1 protein-coding gene is annotated in these 1,222 nt (G+C 42.0%); it reads left to right on the plus strand.

Going from position 1 to position 1,222, the window contains the following annotated elements:
* Positions 1-1,222 (plus strand): SprB repeat-containing protein (locus C7447_RS14655; protein WP_246143089.1); only part of this gene is annotated, 1,222 nt, incomplete at both ends.

Consider the following 1,222-nt stretch of genomic DNA (forward strand, 5'->3'; position numbering starts at 1 on the left):
AGTACAGCGAGTTTAACACAGGATTATACGTGTGGAACTTTAGGAGAGATTACTTTTACAGCGGCTACAGGCGGAACACCAGGAACATCAGGTTATACTTATGGAGTAAACGGCGTTTACGGACCAGGTTTAGTTTATGGAAACTTAACAGAAGGGACTTATGATTTAACTGTTCAAGATGGTAACGGCTGTACAGAGGTAGTTGATACAATTATAATAGATCCATTACCAGTAATTCCAGATTTCACGGATGCGGTAACCTATAATTGTGATGGGACAGGAAATATCACATTAACACCACCAGCCTTACCAGCCTTAACGTATAGTTATAGTATAGATGGAGGAGCAGTTCAGACGGGTAATGTATTTACAGATCAAACAATAGGTTCACATACGATAACGGTAACAGCGCCAAGAGCGTGTCCTAGAGATTTTGTAGTAAATGTAGCATCAGGCGAGGCCTTTGACGCGGCAATTACAGGAAGCACAGATGTAACGTGTAATGGAGGTACCAATGGAACGATTACTTTTGAAGTAACAAATTTCACAGGAAGCTATGAGTATAGTGTAAATGGAGGAGGGTTTGTTACCAGTAGTAATGCGACTGAGACGATTACAGGATTAGACAATATAGCCTATACAATAAATGTACGCCCAGATGCAAGTTCACCAGCAGCATGTACAATCACTTTAGGACCAATTACTTTAAATGAACCAACAGCGGTAGCGGCAAGTGCAGTAATCACAAAAGAAGTTACCTGTACAGCACCAACAGGAGCAACGATAGAGGTAACGGGATCAGGCGGAACACCAGGATATACGTATAGTATTGATGGAGGAGCCTTCCAAGCAAGCTCAACTTTTACAGGAATAGCAGCAGGAGCACATAATGTAGTGGTAAGAGACGCTAACAATTGTGATTCGCCAGCATTTGCTATTACGGTAGATCCGGCAGCAAACATAGTATTTACTTCGGTACCAACAGTATGTTATGCAGGTGGAAACACAGGGGAGATAGTAGTAAATGTAACGGCAGGAAATGGAGATTATCAGTTTATATTAAACGGAGGATCACCCCAAACTCCAACGCCGAGTACAGCAACAACGTATACGTTTACAGGTTTAAGTAATGGGAACTATACGATTGATGTAGTAGATGGCGCGGGATGCGCAGGAACACAACAATCAGTAACTATAAATGAGCAGTTAACAGCAACAGCAG

It is taken from the genome of Tenacibaculum adriaticum (assembly GCF_008124875.1).
Taxonomy (GTDB): Bacteria; Bacteroidota; Bacteroidia; order Flavobacteriales; family Flavobacteriaceae; genus Polaribacter; species Polaribacter adriaticus.